The organism is Photobacterium sp. 53610 (assembly GCF_036409375.1).
Classification (GTDB): domain Bacteria; phylum Pseudomonadota; class Gammaproteobacteria; order Enterobacterales; family Vibrionaceae; genus Photobacterium.
This window is the reverse complement of record NZ_JAXOFS010000008.1, coordinates 47,513-64,491: the sequence shown is the minus strand read 5'-3', so window position 1 is coordinate 64,491 and position 16,979 is coordinate 47,513. Positions and strand designations below refer to the sequence as shown.

Genomic DNA, 16,979 nt, shown 5'->3' with positions numbered 1-16,979 from the left:
ATTCGCATTATTTATTTTATCTTCATCCCAAATCCTGAGGCTCAACATCCAGTGACCAGCGAACTTTTCGGGCCAGCGGCAACAGCTGAATTGCCGGACGGGCAACCGTCAGCAGTTGCTGCAGAGTCTTGCGGTCCGGAGTCTGGAGCAGCAGTTGCCAGCGATAGCGGCCGGCCCGGCGTGAGAGGGGAGCCGGGTTTGGGCCCATGACCATTGTCTGGTCGCTGAACAGCGGGCTGGCTTCGAGAATACCCCGGACCTGGAGCAGAAACTGCTCGGTAACATCGCTTTGCTGGGCTTCAGCCCGGAATAAAGCCAAATAGGTGTAGGGCGGCAGCATCGCCTGCCGGCGCTCCGTCAGTGCCTGACCGGCAAAATGGTCATACCCCTGATACAGCAGGGCCTGAAGCAGGCTGTGCTCCGGATGGTGCGTTTGCAACAGCACTTCGCCCGGTTTGCTGGCCCGTCCGGCCCGTCCGGCAACCTGAATGAAAAGTTGTGCCAGCCGTTCGGGCGCCCGGAAATCGTTGCTGAACAGGGCACTGTCAACGTCGACCAGTGCGACCAGGGTGACATCCGGAAAATGATGCCCTTTGGCCAGCATCTGAGTCCCGATCAGGATCTGATATTCCTTGTTGCGGATGGCTTCCAGATACGTGTCCAGGCTTCCTTTGCGCCGGGTGCTGTCCCGGTCGATGCGCACGGTTTTGAATTCGGGGAATAACTCGGCCAGCTGATGTTCCAGCTGTTCGGTGCCGACCCCGACGGTCTGAAGCTGGGTTGAACCACATTGCAGGCACTGCGGCATCACCGGCCGCTGGGTCTGGCAGTGGTGACAACGCAGCTCTCCGGAATGCTGATGATAGGTATAGTAGGCATCGCAGCGTTTACACTCGGCGAGCCAGCCGCACTCGTGACACATCAGGGCCGGGGCGAAACCGCGCCGGTTCAGAAACAGCATCACCTGATTTCCCGCACTCAGATGCTGGCGCATCCGGGCGATCAGCGGTGCGGAAAGCCCCGCATCCAGATACAGGCCTTTTACGTCCAGCACACCGTGGCGAGCAGCCTGAGCATTGCCGGCGCGGCGGGTCAGGTGCAGGTGATGGTATTTGCCGGTGCGGGCATTGTGCAGGGTTTCCAGAGCCGGCGTTGCTGAGCCGAGCACGATCGGAATATTTTCCTTATTTGCCCTGAGCACGGCCATATCCCGGGCGTGGTAGCGCAGGCTGTCCTGTTGTTTGTAGGATGCGTCATGCTCTTCGTCGACGATAATGATGCCCAGACTGGCAAACGGCGTGAACAGGGCAGAACGGGTTCCGATGATGATCCCGGCCTGATTGTCGCGCCCGGCCAGCCAGGCGCTCAGGCGCTCGGTATCATTCAGACCGGAGTGGATGGTGTACAGCGGCACATTGAAACGGCGCTGGAAGCGGTTAATGGTCTGCGGCGTCAGGCCGATTTCAGGCACCAGCACCAGCGCCTGCTTACCTGCGGCCAGCACAGGTTCCAGCAGGTTGAGGTAAACTTCGGTTTTACCTGAACCGGTCACGCCCTGTAGTAAATAGCAGCCGTAGCCGGGATTGGCGTTGACACTGGCAATCGCCAGGGCCTGTTCCTCATTCAGCCGGGGCTTGTCTTCGGTAATCGCAAATTCATTCTGCCAGCGCAGGCTCTGAGGGACGGCTTGATAGCTGTGGATCCAGCCTTTCTCCGTCAGGGTTTTCAGGGTTGTGCTGCTGACGTCTTCTTCTAATAAAGCTTCGTGGCTGAGTTCACCGTTGCGCAGCAGAGTCAGGATGCTGGCTTGTTTTGGGGCCCGTTTCAGGGCGGATAAAGGCTGCTCTTTTCCTTTTTCTGTCAGTTGCCAGAAACGAATCTCGGCATTGGCCGGTCTGCCTTTACGCAGGGCTGACGGTAATGCATTGGCCAGGGTATCGCCGAGCGGGTACTGGTAGTAGCGGCTGGTCCATTCCAGCAACTGAAACAGCGGCGGCTGCCACAGGGGTTCACTGTCCAGCACGGCTCTGAGGGGCTTGAGTTGCTCAAGAGGAAAATCCGAAGTGTCTGTGAGGGCGATGACGATACCGGTGAGCTGCTGACGGCCAAACGGGACACGAACCCGACCACCTATGACAGGCTGTGTACCGGCCGGGATCAGATAGTCAAAAGTTTTGTCCAGCGGAACAGGCAGGGCAACCCGGGCGATGGTGGCAGTCATAGGCTTCACTTATACTTACAGATACATGGCAGTGTACCCTGCACAATGAACAAGGCAAAGCGGGAAGGCTCGGTGATTGCTGTTGATCTGAGTGAGCTGATTGATTATCATACGCCGCCTGTTTGTCCGGAGCTGTTGGCCCGGCATTATTTATTAACCACGTGTGGTGCCCGGCTTTGGATCGGGAGAGCGACACGGCCTTAGCTATGAGGTTTCCCCATGAAACAAGGTATCCACCCAGAATACACTGCTGTAAACGCTCGTTGTTCTTGCGGCAACACTTTCGTCTTCAACTCAACTCTGAGTAAAGACGACATCAACCTGGATGTGTGCGACAAATGTCACCCATTCTACACTGGTAAGCAGCGTCAAGTGAGCACCGGTGGCCGTATCGACAAATTCAACAAGCGTTTCGGCGCTCTGTCTAGCAAGTAATTGCTCGAAGACACTGTCGAGAAAAGGGACGCTGCGGCGTCCCTTTTTGCATTTATGCGCCCCGTTTCTTAATCATTTCCCCCTCAGCTCCCGCCTCCGTCACTGCCCGGCATTTTTCCGGCCCGCATCCGTGATTCCCTTGGTATTACCAGCTTGCGCGAACTAGGATTTTGTGCTGCTATCGAATATGATCCATTGTTCAATACCGAACCGAACATCCATCCATTCAGGATTCTAATAACTATGTCTGAAGATTTTCGTCAACAAGCACTTCATTACCATGCTTACCCTGTCCCCGGGAAAATTTCGGTTGAACTGAGCAAGCCTGCCAACACAGTAGAAGATCTCGCCCTGGCGTACAGCCCGGGTGTGGCCGAACCTGTGCGGGAGATCGCCCAGAACGCAGAAAATGTTTATAAGTACACTGGTAAAGGCAACATGGTTGCCGTGATCACCAATGGTACGGCCATTCTTGGCCTGGGTAATCTCGGCCCGCTGGCATCCAAGCCAGTGATGGAAGGCAAGGCGCTGCTGTTCAAGCGTTTCGCGGGCCTGGATTCGATTGATATCGAAGTTAAACACCGCACCATCGACGAGTTTGTCGATACGGTCGCAAACATTGCCGACACCTTCGGCGGGATCAACCTGGAAGATATCAAAGCACCTGACTGTTTTGAGATTGAAAAGCGTCTGATTGAACGTTGCCAGGTGCCGGTCTTCCATGATGACCAGCACGGTACCGCAATTGTAACTGCAGCCGGGATGCTCAATGCACTGGAACTGCAGGGCAAAGATATCAATGAAGCGGTGATCGTCTGTCTGGGTGCGGGCGCGGCGGCAGTTGCCTGTATGGAACTGCTGATTAAGTGTGGTGCCCAGCGTGAAAAGATCTACATGCTGGACCGTAAAGGTGTGATCCACACCCGTCGTGACGACATTAACGAATACAAGCAGCTGTTTGCTAACAATACCGACAAGCGTACTCTGGAAGACGTGATTGAGGGTGCCGACATTTTTGTGGGCGTGTCTGGTCCGGATCTGCTGTCTGCTGAAGCACTGAAGCTGATGGCTGAAAAGCCTGTTGTGTTTGCCTGTTCTAACCCGGATCCGGAAATTAAGCCGGAGCTGGCTCATGCCGTGCGTGATGATCTCATCATGGGGACCGGCCGTTCGGATTATCCGAACCAGGTGAACAACGTGATTTGTTTCCCGTTCATTTTCCGCGGTGCGTTGGATGTGCGTGCCAGCGAGATTAATGACGAGATGAAACTGGCTGCGGTTCATGCCATCCGTGAACTGGCGAAAGAAAAGGTTCCGGCGGAAGTGGCCAAGGCGGCTGGTGTTGAGAAATTGGAGTTCGGTCCTGACTATATTATTCCTAAGCCAATGGATCCGCGTTTGCTGCCTCGCGTTGCGAAAGCGGTCGCTGTTGCTGCGGTAGAGTCAGGCGTTGCCCGCATCGAAATGCCTGTGGGTTACATGGAAGTGTAAAGAGACATCATTTTGCGTTTTGCATTGAAAACCAGCCGTCAGGCTGGTTTTTTTTTTACTTCGGCCGACTATCTTTTTTATTCGTTAATGTCTTCGTATTCGATGCCTAGGCTTTCCATGATGGCCTTCGCTTCTGCAGGCAGATCGTCTGGACGGTCCTTCCGGATGTCGTCATCGGTTGGTAATGGCTGACCGGTATAAGCATGGAGAAATGCTTCACACAGCAGTTCGCTGTTGGTGGCATGCCGCAGGTTGTTCACCTGACGACGGGTGCGTTCATCCGTGAGGATCTTCAGAACCTTTAATGGGATAGAGACAGTGATTTTTTTGACCTGCTCATTTTTCTTGCCATGTTCCGCATAAGGGCTGATGTACTCACCGTTCCACTTTGCCATTGTTTACCTTCTCAGCGATATAGGGTTTTGAAATATTGTATGGGGGAATTTTAGCGGGATTTACTGCCACAAGCAAAGACATATGGACGTCTGGAAGTGTTGACGTCTTTTTTAAATGTAGCTAAGGTTGTGGGAATTTGATGACCGTCGGCCCCGGCCACCCCAAGGAACAAGGAAGCTAGAAGATGAGCGACAAGAAAACAGCAACAATCGCTGTACGCAGCGGCATTGAAACGGATCAGCCTTTTCGCGCAGTGGTCCCACCGATTTACTTGACCTCAACCTATGGCTTTCCTGAACTCGGGACGTTGCCCCAGTACGATTATTCCCGCTCGGGCAATCCGACCCGAAACCTGCTGGCGGATACGCTGGCGGAGCTGGAAGGCGGTGCCGGGGCCGTGGTGACCAGTTGCGGGACTGCGGCCATCAACCTGCTGGCGACCGCCCAGCTGGGACCGGAAGATCTGGTTGTGGCACCGCATGACTGCTACGGCGGGACTTACCGCTTGTTTAATACCCGGGCCGGTAAAGGGGATTTCAAGGTGCAGTTTGTCGATCAGGGCGACGCCCAGGCGCTGGCTGCGGCACTGGCAAAAAAACCGAAGCTGGTCTGGGTTGAAACACCTTCTAACCCTTTGCTGCGTGTGGTGGATGTGGCTCAGTTATGTGAGCTGGCCCATACGGTTGGCGCGCTGGTCGCCGTCGATAACACTTTCCTGTCTCCGGCCCTGCAACAGCCGATTGCGCTGGGCGCGGACTTCGTCGTGCATTCGACAACCAAGTACATCAATGGTCACTCCGATGTTGTGGGCGGGGTGCTGATTGCCAAAGACAGCGAGCATGCTGAAAAACTGTCCTGGTGGGCGAACTGTATCGGTGCCACCGGCGCGCCGTTTGATGCGTATCTGACCCTGCGTGGGGTCCGGACTCTGGTTCCTCGGATGCGCATGCATGAGGAAAACTCAGCCCGTTTGCTGGCCTATCTGCAGACCCAGCCGCTGGTGGGTCAGATTTATCATCCGAGTCTCGCGGATCATCCGGGGCATGACATTGCGGCGAAGCAACAGGCGGGTTTTGGCTCTATGCTGAGTTTCGAACTGGCGGGCAGTATGGAGCAGCTGAAAGTCTTTGTGGCTGCGCTGGAATGTTTCTCGCTGGCGGAATCGCTGGGGGGAACGGAAAGTCTGATTGCCCACCCGGCCAGCATGACCCACCGGGCGATGTCTGATGAAGCTCAGCTGGAGGCTGGCCTGCTGCCGTCCCTGCTGCGTTTGTCAGTGGGACTGGAAGATGCGGAAGATCTGATTGCCGATCTGGCGCAGGCCTTTGCTAAAGCTGCGGAGATCAGCGCATGACCCAGGGACGGCAGTTACACAAATTCGGCGGCAGCAGTCTGGCGGATGCCGGTTGCTTCCGGAATGTTGCTGACATTTTGCTGCAGTATTCTGATGCAGAAGATCTGATTGTGGTCTCGGCGGCCGGGAAAACGACGAACCGGCTCATTCAGTGGCTGTCGCTGCTGAATCAGGATGGTCGTCTGGCGCATGAGAGCCTGCAGGACTTGCGGAATTTTCAGCAGCATCTGGTTGAGGAGCTGCTGGATGGTGGGGAAGCTGATGAGCTCCTGACAGCCCTGCATCTGGAATTCAGTGCACTGGGCCAGCTTTCCGGCAGTGATATGACCCCGGCCAGACAGGCCTGGGTACTGGGTCACGGCGAGCTGTGGTCATCCCGGTTGCTGGCTGCGTTGTTGTCTCAGAAAGCAATGGCGGCACGGGCACTGGACTCACGACTCTTCCTTCGGGCCGAACGGGCAGCTCAGCCGGAGGTTGATCGCGGCCGTTCCCTGCCGCTGCTTCAGAATGAGCTGGCGCAGCACAGCGGTCACCGTCTGGTGATTACAGGATTTATGGCCGCGAATCAGGGCGGGGAGACCGTACTGCTGGGCCGAAACGGCTCTGACTATTCTGCGACTGTCATCGGTGCGCTGGCGGGTGTCAGCCGGGTGACAATCTGGAGTGACGTCGCCGGGGTATACAGTGCCGATCCGCGCGTGGTCAACGATGCCTGTCTGCTGCCATTACTGCGTCTGGATGAAGCGGATGAACTGGCCCGGCTGGCTGCGCCGGTTCTGCACAGCCGTACGCTGCAGCCTGTGGCTCAGAGTGCGATTGACCTGACGTTACGCTGCAGCCAGCAACCTGAATCCGGTTCGACCCGGGTTGAGCGGGTGCTGGCTTCCGGCCGCGGGGCCAAAATTATTACCTCTCTGGATGACGTCTGTCTGCTCGAGTTGTCGGTGAGCGGTGCCCGGTCGCTGACTCAGCTGACGCAAACGCTGGCAAGGCTGTTACCTCAGAAGCAGGCACTGCCGCTGGCACAGCATGTTGAAACGGATACCGGGCGGATCCAGCTGGCTTATACCGCCGAGGTTGCCAATGGCGTGCTGCTGCTGTTACAGGACAGTGGTATTCATGCCGAGATCCGCCTCCGGGATGGCTTTACCATGGTTGCCGCCGTGGGAGCTGGTGTGGTGAATAATCCGGTCCACTGCCATGGCTTCCAGCAACAGCTGAAAGGGCAGCCGGTTGAATTCGTTACTGAGGCTGAATCCGGCCTCAGTCTGATTGCTGTGCTGCGTCAGGCCGACACTCAGGCACTGGTTCAGCAGATCCACCAGAGTCTGTTTCAGGCTCAGAAGCGTATTGGTCTGATCCTTTGCGGTAAGGGCAATATCGGCAGCCGGTGGCTGGAACTGTTCGGGGAAGAGAAGGTGGCACTGGAAAAGCGTCATGGCATGAGTTTTACCCTGATCGGGGTCGCAGACAGCCGGCGTTTCTGGATTGACCTGCAAGGTATTCCGACAGAGCGTGCGCTGACCCAGTTTGACAACGAAGCAACCGGTGGCAGCGACTGGTTGCCTGCGTTGGGTCAGCATGATTACGACGAGCTGGTGGTCCTGGATGTGACGGCCAGCAAGGCGCTGTCTGAACGGTATTCTGACTTTGCCAGCAGTGGCCTGCATTTGATCTCAGCCAATAAAGTGGCTGGCTCCGCACCGGGAGACGTGTATTGTGCCGTGGTCGATGCCTTTGAGAAGAGCAGCCGTCACTGGCTGTATAACGCGACGGTCGGGGCCGGGTTACCGGTGAACCATACGGTGAAAGACCTGCGTGACAGCGGCGATACTATTATTGCAGTGTCGGGGATTTTCTCCGGGACCCTGTCCTGGCTGTTCCAGCAATTTGACGGCAGTCTGCCGTTCAGTCAGTTACTGGAGCAGGCCTGGCAGCAGGGGCTGACGGAGCCGGATCCCCGGCATGATCTGGATGGCAGTGATGTCATGCGGAAGCTGGTGATTCTGGCGCGAGAGTCCGGTCTGGCACTGGAGCCTGAACAGGTGAAAGTGGAATCACTGGTGCCGGAGGAATTGGCCGGTCTAAGTCTGGACGCCTTCTTTGAGCAGGGGCCTGTTCTGGATGAACGGCTGCAGGCTCGCCTGACCAAAGCTCAACGGGAAGGGAAGGTGCTGCGTTATGTGGCCCGGCTGGATAAAAATGGTCAGGCCGTTGTGGGGCTGGATGCACTGGAGCCGGAACATGCCCTGGCTAACCTGCTGCCTTGTGACAATATCTTTGCCATTGAAAGCCGCTGGTACCGCGAGAATCCTCTGGTGATCCGCGGCCCGGGCGCAGGGCGTGACGTGACGGCCGGTGCCTTGCTGTCCGATCTGAATCGTCTGGCGAACCTGTTGTAAGATTTTTGGGTGATGAGATAGATCGAAAGGGCAGTTTTCCGCTGCCCTTTGTTGTATTTGCTATCTTCACAATACAGTGAGTACGCGGGCTGAACGGGATCCTAAGGTGCAAAATTCAGAACTTGAAGAAAGTGGGATTTGATGTTGAGAAAAATTCATGTTTATGCGGTTGACATTAAATTGGTTACAAGACATTCTGTGGACATATAGACGTCTAAATGGTTATTCGGCGTCAGAGTTTACAGGGAAGGCCGCAGGCCATCAGCAGGAAGGTTTCAATTATGGGTTACTCTTACGCCAATCATCTGGATGCTTTAAATCAGAACATCGCCGATCTGAACGGTGCGATCAATGTGTCATTTGAATTCTTCCCGCCAAGTACGCCTGCGATGGAGGAAACCCTGTGGTCCTCGATTCATCGTCTGAAAACGCTGAAACCCAAGTTTGTCTCGGTCACTTATGGTGCCAACTCCGGTGAGCGGGATCGGACTCACTCGATCATCAAAGATATCAAAGATCAGACCGGTCTGATTGCAGCCCCCCATCTGACCTGTATTGATGCTTCCCGTGATGAGTTACGTTCCATTGCCCGTGATTACTGGAAAAACGGGATTCGAAATATTGTGGCCCTGCGTGGCGACCTGCCACCGAACGGCGGGAAGCCGGACATGTATGCCGTTGATCTGGTGGAACTGCTGCGAGCAGAAGCCGATTTCGACATTTCGGTGGCGGCTTACCCTGAAGTGCATCCGGAAGCGAAAAGTGCGCAGGCTGATCTGATCAACCTGAAGCGTAAAGTGGACGCTGGTGCAAACCGTGCGATTACTCAGTTCTTCTTTGATGTGGAGAGCTACCTGCGCTTCCGCGACCGTTGTGTGGCTGCCGGCATTGATGTTGAGATTGTGCCGGGGATCCTGCCTGTGGTGAACATGAAGCAGGCGAAGCGATTTGCCCAGACCAATAACGTGAAAATTCCGAACTGGCTGGAGAAGCAGTATCAGGGACTGGACGATGATTTGCTGAGTCGCCAGATGGTCGGCGCCAGTAATGCGATTGATATGGTTCGTGTACTGAGCCGTGAAGGCGTGAAGGATTTCCATTTCTACACCCTGAACCGCGCAGAGCTGACCTATGCAATCTGCCATACGCTGGGTGTCCGCGCTGAAGCGGAAGCGACCGTCTGAGCAAGCCTCAGGGAACCTGACAGAGACCAAAAAGAAAAAGCCGCGAAAGCGGCTTTTTTGATGAAAAGATGATGGTGTACCTGTTTATGGCGGTACATCACGGACTCCCGGTCCGGGAGTCGTGGTCTTTACTCAGCGCTCAGAGCAACGCTGCTTTCAGAGCTGTCCATATCTTTCAGTTCTGCCAGTACTTCTTCTGCCCAGTCAATCCAGGCCTGGCGGTTGTGGATACCACGACGCAGGGTCAGGCGATCCAGACGAGACTGGCGATCCATGTCTTTGTAGTTGGCGAAATGGACTTTCTCCAGCTCATGGTAATGGTTCATCAGTGTGTGAGATTCTTCGATCAGTGCTTCCAGCTGTTGCTGCATTGGCTGCGAGTTGTGTACGCCGCAGACCAGCAGTTTGGCAGAAAACTCATCACGGATGGTTGGATTACGAGCGGGTTCCTGGAACCACTCAAACAGCGCTTGCCGGCCCAGATCGGTAATGGAATATACCTTACGATCCGGTTTACCCTCCTGAGGTTCAAGTTTACAGGTAACCTGATTGTTGGTGGCCATTTTGTTCAACTCGCGGTATACCTGCTGATGACTGGCTTTCCAGAAATAGCCGATACTGTGAGAGAACTCTTTCGTAATGTCGTAGCCGGTCGCATCACGCGAACTCAGCACGGTCAAAATGACGTGTGGTAGTGACATCTCTTCTATCCGTTAAAATACTACAAAAAAAATAAATCGACCGGGTGTTACGTTACCCATCCGCTCTTAGGCGTTTTTATAATCGTATTGTTGCAGTGCCCGGCCGAGATCACATAGGATATCATCAATTGAATCACTGCAACCAGCAGAAGCATAAATATTCTGTGGTGAACAGTGAGCAATTAGTTATCTTGTGACGTTTGTCCAATTATGCGGACTGCATGCAGTGCACAAAGTTTCCTTCATGTTGATTCACTGCACGTATATAGACCATAGCTGAAATTCGGAATTTCGTATTGTCTTAATTGCGAACAAAAAACAGGCCACCCCGAAGGTGGCCTGTTTTGATTTGGAAATGCGGGATTTAGCCGGTGTTGCGCATACCGGCAGCGATGCCGGCAATCGTGACCATCAGGGCTTCTTCCAGCATTGGCGAGACTGTTTCCTGCTGACGGGTCCGGTGCAACAGCTCAGCCTGAAGCATGTTCAGCGGCTCAACATAAACATTACGCAGGCGGATAGATTCAGCACCCCAAGGGTCTTGTTCCATCAGGTGATCGCTGTTCTCGACGTTCAGGACGACCTTGATATCGCGCTGTAACTGGTCGCGGAGTTCTTGTCCCAGCGGCCACAGACTTTCGTCGGTCAGGCGCTGATCGTAATACTCTGCAATCTGAATATTGGTCTTGCTGTAAACCATTTCCAGCATACCCAGTCGGGTAGAGAAGAATGGCCATTCACGGCACATATCTTCCAGAAGTGATGCTTTCCCCTGATCAATCACATGCTGAATTGCTTTTCCTGCACCCAGCCATGCTGGCAGCAGCAGGCGGTTCTGACTCCAGGCGAAGATCCATGGAATTGCACGTAAACTTTCAACACCGCCTTTCGGATTCCGCTTCGACGGACGGGAGCCCAGTGGCAGTTTACCCAGCTCCATTTCCGGCGTGGCAGCACGGAAGTAAGGGACAAAAGATTCATGACCACGAACCACAGCGCGGTAAGCGTCGCATGAGATATCAGACAGATTGTCCATGACATCCCGCCACTCCTGCTTTGGTGCCGGAGGCGGCAGCAGGTTGGCTTCCAGGATCGCGCTGGCATAGAGATTCAGGCTGTTGACTGCCACATCCGGCAGACCCAGTTTGAAGCGAATCATTTCGCCCTGCTCCGTGACACGCAGGCCGCCTTTCAGGCTGCGTGGCGGCTGAGACAGCAGGGCAGCGTGAGCCGGCGCACCACCACGGCCGATACTACCGCCACGACCGTGGAACAGCGTCAGTTCAACACCGGCGTCATCGCAGACATTCACCAGGGCTTCCATGGCGCGGTACTGTGCCCAGCCAGCCGCGGTCACACCGGCATCTTTGGCGGAGTCGGAATAGCCAATCATGACCATCTGGTGGTTCTGAATAAAACCGCGGTACCAGTCGATATTCATCAGCTGGGTGATGACAGATTCCGCGTTGTTCAGATCGTCCAGGGTTTCAAACAGCGGACAGACATCCAGGCGGAAAGGACATCCGGCTTCTTTGAGCAGCAGGTGAACAGCCAGAACATCGGAAGCTGTCCGGGCCATGGAAATCACATAGGCACCCAGCGCCTGTCGGGATTGCTCAGCAATGACGCGACAGGTGTCCAGAACTTCCTGAACTGGCTCTGAGGGTTGCCAGTCACGAGGCAGCAGTGGGCGTTTTGAAGCCAGCTCGCGGACCAGGAAAGCCACTTTGTCCTGTTCACTCCACTGGTCGTAATCTCCCAGTCCCAGATAGCGGGTCAGTTCTGAAATTACATTGGAGTGGCGGGTACTTTCCTGACGGATATCCAGACGTACCAGATGGACGCCAAAACACTGGACGCGACGCAGCGTATCCAGCAGCAGGCCATCAGCAATGATGCCCATGCCGCATTCGTGCAAAGACTGGTAACAGGCATGTAGTGGTGCCCAAAGCTGCTCGACATCTTCCAGAATCGCAACTTTCGGCACATCATGGCCTTTTATTTTTGCATCCAGCACGTCACGGGTCTGGGTCAGCAACGTGCGAAGTCCTTTGACGATTTCACGATACGGTTCATGGGCGCCATGAGCCAGCTCGCGGACTTCGTCGTTACAGGCAACCATTGACAGCTCACTGACCAGTTCCTGGATATCGTTCAGGTACAGATCTGCTGCTTTCCAGCGTGAAAGCAGCAATACCTCACGGGTGATTTCGGCAGTGACGAACGGGTTCCCGTCGCGGTCTCCCCCCATCCAGGAAGAGAATTTCACAGGCGCGGCGTCCAGCGGCAGGCTTTCTCCCAGATGCTGATGCAGCTTTTCATCAAACTGGCGCAGGAACTCCGGGACGGCTTCCCATAAAGAGTTCTCAACGACGGCAAAACCCCACTTGGCTTCATCCAGCGGGCTGGGGCGTTGCTTACGGATCACATCGGAGTGCCAGGCCTGAGCAATCAGTTGCTCCAGACGGCGTTCTGCTCTCTGGCGCTCCCGGTGAGACAGCTCGTTCAATTCAAGCTGGGACAGACATTTATTGATTTGCACCAGCTTGTGAATCATGGTGCGACGGGCGATTTCCGTCGGGTGTGCGGTGAGCACCAGTTCGATGTTGAGTTCACGAACAGCCTGCAGCGAGTCCAGCTCAGTGATGCTTTCATCTTTGAGCTTGGCAAAAAGACTGTCCATTTCATCCGGACTGCATACCAGATCTTCGCAATGGCGGGAAATCGTGTGGTATTGCTCGGCGATGTTGGTCAGGTTCAGGAACTGACTGAACGCATGGGTAACAGGCAGCAGTTGATCATCTGGCAGGTTCTGCAGCTCGGTAATCAGTTTTTCCCGATCGTCACTGTTCCCGGCGCAGGCCGATTTTGACAGTTTTCGAATGGTTTCAACTTTATCCAGCAGTTCGCTGCCGTGGACATCCTTGATGGTGTTACCCAGCAAGTGGCCAAGCATACTGACATTGCTTTTTAACGCACTGTACTTTTCGTTCATATCGCATCCATATCGTAATTTTGTTACATCCAATCGCCAAGGCGTTGCCAACAATCTAGCCTTCATTGGGGCGAAAGGTCAATAAGTAGGCCCTTTTTAGACAAAAATCCTATCAAACGACGTGCATGAATCCTGCGGACTGTCTCTGTTCTGTAATTTACTTTCTTTATTTTTACAGCCAGAGCATGACGTATCACCGTGCAGCCGTCACGAAGCATACTTTTTTCTGCCGTCTGGCTTGACATAAAAAATCGAAAAAGGTAAATATAAAAATTCATAATTAATGAATAAAAATTTGCTTATTTGGTTTGTGTGTGAATAACAAAACAAGTTTGATGTCATGCAGCAAACAGATAAACGGTATGTGCAAGACGTCTTTTATGATCAACCAGAGGCCATCAGCAGCAGTATGAACCAGGCGATGAACCACAAGCAGCATTCCTTCCGACGACGCTAAGTCTCTATCGCCCGGTGTCTCTGGCACCTTCCATGACGCGCCTGCCTGGCGCCACGCGCTGAAACATACAGCAGTTATATTTTCTTGATAGTGAATTTCACAACGATGACGACAGGATCTTATATGTTGAATACCTCTATCATTGGTGCCAGCGGCTATACCGGTGCGGAACTGGCAGCCATGGTACTGAAACATCCGCATTTGCAACTGGCCGGTCTCTATGTGTCTGAAAACAGTCTGGATGCCGGTAAAACCATCAGCGAACTGCACGGGCAATTACGCGGACTGGTCGATTTACCGCTTCAGCCGCTGACCGATGCAGCTGCGGTCGCAAACTCTTCCGATATCGTGCTGCTGGCCACGGCGCATGAAGTCAGTCATGACCTGGCTCCGATTTTCCTGGAAGCTGGCTGTCAGGTCTTTGATCTGTCCGGGGCTTTCCGGGTGAAAGGCGATGATTTTTATACCCGCTATTATGGATTTTCACATCAGCATGCCCAATGGCTGGACGAAGCGGTCTACGGTCTGGCTGAGTGGAACGGTGATGCTATTCGCCAGGCGCAGCTCGTTGCTGTTCCCGGGTGTTATCCGACAGCGTCTCAGCTGGCCCTGAAACCATTGCTGGCAGCCGGGCTGCTGGACACTCAGCAATGGCCGGTAATTAATGCCGTGAGTGGTGTCTCCGGCGCCGGACGCAAAGCCAGCATGACCAACAGTTTCTGCGAAGTCAGCCTGCAGGCCTACGGTGTGTTTACCCACCGTCATCAGCCTGAAATTGCTGCGCATCTGGGAGCTGACGTCATCTTTACCCCGCATCTCGGCAATTTTAAGCGCGGCATCCTGGCTACAATCACGGCCAGACTGGCTCCGGGGGTGACCCCCGAAGCCGTCTCGGCGGCGATGGCAGCAGCCTATCACCAGCCTGGCGAACAGGCGGTCCGTCTGCTGGGCAATCAGGCAGCACGTTTGCAGGATGTGGTAAATACTTGCTTCTGTGACATCGGTTGGCTGGTGGAGGGGCAGCACGTCATCCTGACCTCAGCCATCGACAATTTACTGAAAGGTGCATCGTCTCAGGCGATGCAATGTATCAATATTCGTAATGGTTTTGCGCCGTTGACTGCGCTGGTTGGCTAAGTCTGGCTGTTGAAAGGAGAAGCGGGATGGAACAGTCGCCGTTAGTGATCAAATTGGGTGGAGCCGTATTGTCGTGCAGCGACACGCTCGAGAAAGTCTTTGGAGCCATCAGTGCATATCAGGCGAAGGCGAATCGTCCTTTGCTCCTGGTACATGGCGGCGGTTATCTGGTGGATGACCTGATGAAAAAGCTCAATCTGCCAACGGTGAAGAAGCAGGGGCTGCGGGTGACCCCGGTGGATCAGATTGGCGTGATTGCGGGCGCACTGGCAGGGACTGCCAATAAGATGCTGCAGGGCCATGCGATAAAGTGCGGTGTGAAAGCGGTCGGTCTGGGGCTGGCTGATGGTGGTCTGTGCCAGGTGACTGAGCTGGACCCGGAACTGGGTGCTGTCGGTAAAGCCGCACCGGGTGACAGCAGTCTGGTGGCTGGTCTGATGGCATCGGGTTACCTGCCGATTATCAGTTCAATTGGCCTGACGGCTGACGGTGAACTGATGAATGTCAATGCCGATCAGGCCGCTGTGGCCGTCGCCGCGGCACTGGATGCTGAGCTGGTCCTGCTGTCAGATGTCAGTGGCGTGCTGGATGGCAAAGGCCATCTGATTGAATCGCTGACTGAAGTTAAAGCGGATGCGCTGATTCAGCAAGCGGTGATTACCGACGGCATGATTGTAAAAGTGAAAGCAGCGTTTGAGGCCGCCAAAGGTTTAGGACGTCCGGTCGAAATTGCGGGCTGGCGTTATCCGGACAAACTTCTGGCGCTGTTTGAAGGGGAACAAATCGGAACCCGATTTGTGCTCTGAGTCAGCAGATTTGCATCCGGACGCTGGCGCAAAATCCGGGTTCGGATATAAAAATTAACCCAATTGAATTTGTCGTTTCAAACATCAAGATTGATACCGCCTGAACGGGATGACCGTCGCGCAGGCAACGAAGGAGAGTAACAATGAGCAAGGTAAACAAAGTCGTATTAGCTTATTCCGGCGGTCTGGATACTTCGGCCATCATTCCATGGCTGAAAGAAAACTATGACTGTGAAGTCGTCGCCTTTGTGGCCGATGTGGGTCAGGGTGAAGCTGAGCTGGAAGGCATTGAAGAAAAAGCACTGGCCTCGGGTGCATCTGCCTGCTACATCGCAGACCTGAAAGAAGAAATGGTCAAAGATTACATCTATCCAAGTCTGAAAACCGGTGCGGTATACGAAGGCAAATACCTGCTGGGCACATCGATGGCGCGTCCGATTATCGCGAAAGCTCAGGTAGAGTGTGCGCTGGAAGTGGGTGCCGATGCCCTGTGTCACGGTTGTACCGGTAAGGGGAACGACCAGGTCCGTTTCGAAAGTGCTTATGCAGCGCTGGCACCTCAGCTGACTGTGATTGCGCCTTGGCGTGAGTGGGACCTGCGCAGTCGTGAAGCCCTGCTGGATTATCTGGCAGAGCGTAAAATTCCGACCACAGCGACCTTAGAAAAAATCTACTCCCGTGACGCCAATGCCTGGCACATCTCGACCGAAGGCGGTGTACTGGAAAATACATGGAATCAGCCAAATGAGCTGTGCTGGGTCTGGACCAAGGATCCGGAAGATGCCCCGAATACGCCGGAGCAGGTATCGGTCAAAATTGAAAAAGGCGAGATTGTCGCGGTTGATGGCAAAGCCATGTCACCTTATGAAGCGCTGGTGTATCTGAACGCGAAAGGTGCTGAGCACGGTGTCGGTCGGATCGATATCGTAGAAAACCGTCTGGTTGGGATTAAATCCCGCGGCTGTTATGAAACCCCGGGAGGCACCATCATGATGGAAGCCCTGCGTGCGGTGGAACAGCTGGTACTGGATAAAGATTCCTTTGAGTTCCGTGAAAGCCTCGCGCTGAAAGCTTCACATCTGATTTACGATGGCCGTTGGTTTACGCCGCTGTGCCGTTCATTGCTGGCTGCGGCTGATGAGCTGGCGCAGGACGTCAATGGCGAAGTGGTCCTGAAGCTGTACAAAGGCCAGGTCACCGCAGTTCAGAAGCGCTCACCAAACAGTCTGTACTCAGAAGAGTTTGCGACCTTCGGTGAAGATGAAGTGTACGATCACAGCCATGCCGGTGGCTTTATCCGCCTGTACTCGCTGGCCAGCCGTATCCGTGCACTGAACGAGCAAAAAAAATAATTCTATCAGCGTAAAGCGCATTACCAATCAAGATATGTGAGCAAAGTC

12 protein-coding genes are annotated in these 16,979 nt (G+C 54.4%); 8 read left to right on the top strand and 4 right to left on the bottom strand.

From position 1 onward, the window contains the following. Positions 1 to 22 precede the first annotated feature (22 nt). A complete protein-coding gene (gene priA / locus SPK40_RS17450; RefSeq protein WP_330961361.1) occupies positions 23 to 2,221 on the bottom strand; it encodes a primosomal protein N' in 2,199 nt (732 codons plus the stop codon). Positions 2,222 to 2,440: 219 nt separating this feature from the next. Between priA and rpmE the strand changes: the two genes are divergently transcribed. Further along, on the top strand, positions 2,441 to 2,656 hold the full coding sequence (rpmE, locus tag SPK40_RS17445; protein ID WP_211646471.1) for a 50S ribosomal protein L31: 216 nt from the start codon (positions 2,441 to 2,443) through the stop codon (positions 2,654 to 2,656). 243 nt (positions 2,657 to 2,899) lie between these two features. After that, on the top strand, positions 2,900 to 4,147 hold the full coding sequence (locus tag SPK40_RS17440) for a malic enzyme-like NAD(P)-binding protein (RefSeq protein WP_248144432.1): 1,248 nt from the start codon (positions 2,900 to 2,902) through the stop codon (positions 4,145 to 4,147). Between the two features lie 77 nt (positions 4,148 to 4,224). Here the strand turns inward: SPK40_RS17440 and metJ are convergent, their stop codons facing one another. Beyond that, positions 4,225 to 4,542, bottom strand: coding sequence for a met regulon transcriptional regulator MetJ (gene metJ, locus SPK40_RS17435; protein ID WP_248144431.1), 318 nt, complete (start codon positions 4,540 to 4,542; stop codon positions 4,225 to 4,227). A 185-nt stretch (positions 4,543 to 4,727) separates the two neighbouring features. Here metJ and SPK40_RS17430 point away from each other — a divergent pair, with 185 nt between their 5' ends. The 3 genes from SPK40_RS17430 to metF all read left to right on the top strand — a co-directional run bounded on the left by SPK40_RS17430 (position 4,728) and on the right by metF (position 9,483). Continuing rightward, a complete protein-coding gene (locus SPK40_RS17430) occupies positions 4,728 to 5,897 on the top strand; it encodes an O-succinylhomoserine (thiol)-lyase (RefSeq protein ID WP_330961360.1) in 1,170 nt (389 codons plus the stop codon). Continuing rightward, positions 5,894 to 8,299 carry a bifunctional aspartate kinase/homoserine dehydrogenase II gene (locus tag SPK40_RS17425; RefSeq protein WP_330961359.1) on the top strand — a complete coding sequence of 802 codons (2,406 nt, stop codon included), beginning with the start codon at positions 5,894 to 5,896 and terminating at the stop codon, positions 8,297 to 8,299. Before SPK40_RS17430 ends, SPK40_RS17425 begins: the two co-directional genes overlap by 4 nt. Before the next feature lie 281 nt (positions 8,300 to 8,580). Then, positions 8,581 to 9,483: a methylenetetrahydrofolate reductase gene (metF, locus tag SPK40_RS17420; protein ID WP_330961358.1), complete on the top strand. Its 903-nt coding sequence runs from the start codon at positions 8,581 to 8,583 to the stop codon at positions 9,481 to 9,483. A gap of 128 nt (positions 9,484 to 9,611) precedes the next feature. Here metF and SPK40_RS17415 read toward each other — a convergent pair whose 3' ends face one another. After that, positions 9,612 to 10,184 carry a PadR family transcriptional regulator gene (locus SPK40_RS17415; protein WP_248144427.1) on the bottom strand — a complete coding sequence of 191 codons (573 nt, stop codon included), beginning with the start codon at positions 10,182 to 10,184 and terminating at the stop codon, positions 9,612 to 9,614. 364 nt (positions 10,185 to 10,548) lie between these two features. Further along, on the bottom strand, positions 10,549 to 13,179 hold the full coding sequence (gene ppc, locus SPK40_RS17410; protein WP_330961357.1) for a phosphoenolpyruvate carboxylase: 2,631 nt from the start codon (positions 13,177 to 13,179) through the stop codon (positions 10,549 to 10,551). A gap of 580 nt (positions 13,180 to 13,759) precedes the next feature. On the opposite strand from ppc, the gene argC reads away from it, so the two are divergent. From argC to SPK40_RS17395, 3 genes are all read left to right on the top strand, one after another. After that, positions 13,760 to 14,773, top strand: coding sequence for an N-acetyl-gamma-glutamyl-phosphate reductase (gene argC, locus SPK40_RS17405; protein ID WP_330961356.1), 1,014 nt, complete (start codon positions 13,760 to 13,762; stop codon positions 14,771 to 14,773). A 26-nt stretch (positions 14,774 to 14,799) separates the two neighbouring features. After that, positions 14,800 to 15,579, top strand: a complete 780-nt coding sequence (argB, locus tag SPK40_RS17400; protein ID WP_248144424.1) for an acetylglutamate kinase — start codon at positions 14,800 to 14,802, stop codon at positions 15,577 to 15,579. 143 nt (positions 15,580 to 15,722) lie between these two features. Further along, positions 15,723 to 16,931: an argininosuccinate synthase gene (locus tag SPK40_RS17395; protein ID WP_248144423.1), complete on the top strand. Its 1,209-nt coding sequence runs from the start codon at positions 15,723 to 15,725 to the stop codon at positions 16,929 to 16,931. Positions 16,932 to 16,979 lie beyond the last annotated feature (48 nt).

What these genes read in the sequence shown, in the direction of transcription:
- ppc (WP_330961357.1), bottom strand. Translation starts at nt 13,179, where the DNA reads ATGAACGAAAAGTACAGTGCGTTAAAAAGCAATGTCAGTATGCTTGGC.
- SPK40_RS17395 (WP_248144423.1), top strand. Translation starts at nt 15,723, where the DNA reads ATGAGCAAGGTAAACAAAGTCGTATTAGCTTATTCCGGCGGTCTGGAT.
- rpmE (WP_211646471.1), top strand. Translation starts at nt 2,441, where the DNA reads ATGAAACAAGGTATCCACCCAGAATACACTGCTGTAAACGCTCGTTGT.
- priA (WP_330961361.1), bottom strand. Translation starts at nt 2,221, where the DNA reads ATGACTGCCACCATCGCCCGGGTTGCCCTGCCTGTTCCGCTGGACAAA.
- SPK40_RS17430 (WP_330961360.1), top strand. Translation starts at nt 4,728, where the DNA reads ATGAGCGACAAGAAAACAGCAACAATCGCTGTACGCAGCGGCATTGAA.
- metJ (WP_248144431.1), bottom strand. Translation starts at nt 4,542, where the DNA reads ATGGCAAAGTGGAACGGTGAGTACATCAGCCCTTATGCGGAACATGGC.
- SPK40_RS17415 (WP_248144427.1), bottom strand. Translation starts at nt 10,184, where the DNA reads ATGTCACTACCACACGTCATTTTGACCGTGCTGAGTTCGCGTGATGCG.
- SPK40_RS17440 (WP_248144432.1), top strand. Translation starts at nt 2,900, where the DNA reads ATGTCTGAAGATTTTCGTCAACAAGCACTTCATTACCATGCTTACCCT.
- SPK40_RS17425 (WP_330961359.1), top strand. Translation starts at nt 5,894, where the DNA reads ATGACCCAGGGACGGCAGTTACACAAATTCGGCGGCAGCAGTCTGGCG.
- argB (WP_248144424.1), top strand. Translation starts at nt 14,800, where the DNA reads ATGGAACAGTCGCCGTTAGTGATCAAATTGGGTGGAGCCGTATTGTCG.
- metF (WP_330961358.1), top strand. Translation starts at nt 8,581, where the DNA reads ATGGGTTACTCTTACGCCAATCATCTGGATGCTTTAAATCAGAACATC.
- argC (WP_330961356.1), top strand. Translation starts at nt 13,760, where the DNA reads ATGTTGAATACCTCTATCATTGGTGCCAGCGGCTATACCGGTGCGGAA.